A 419-nucleotide genomic window follows, 5' to 3' on the forward strand; every position below is an offset into this window, starting at 1 on the left:
GTCGTGGTCACCCACAGCGAAAAGGAACACGCGGCGCCGACGTACAAGCGCACTTTCGGCTACCACCCGATCGGCGTGTGGTGCGACAACACGACCGAGTTCCTCGCCGCGAGCCTGCGGCCGGGCAACGCCGGGTCGAACACCGCCGCCGACCACATCGACGTCCTGGGCCAGGCGATCGCCCAGGTCCCCGCCAACCATCGACGTGATCTGCTGATCCGCTCCGACGGCGCCGGCGCCTCCCATGACCTGCTGAACTGGGTCACCGAGCAGAACCGCGTCCGTGGTCGACGGGTGGAGTCCTCGGTCGGATTCTCCATCACCGGCCCGTTGCGACGGGCCATCGTGACCTGCCCAGAGGAAGCGTGGGGGCCGGCATTGAACCCGTCGGGCGACATTCGCGACGGGGCCGAGGTTGC

1 protein-coding gene is annotated in these 419 nt (G+C 68.7%); it reads left to right on the top strand.

Features of this window, described 5'->3' with window-relative positions; translation table 11 throughout:
• On the top strand, positions 1-419 hold a 419-nt coding region (locus G6018_RS16915; protein WP_182640260.1), incomplete at both ends, for a transposase.

The sequence above is a fragment of the Dietzia sp. DQ11-44 genome, from assembly GCF_014145205.1.
In the GTDB taxonomy this organism is placed as follows: domain Bacteria; phylum Actinomycetota; class Actinomycetes; order Mycobacteriales; family Mycobacteriaceae; genus Dietzia; species Dietzia natronolimnaea.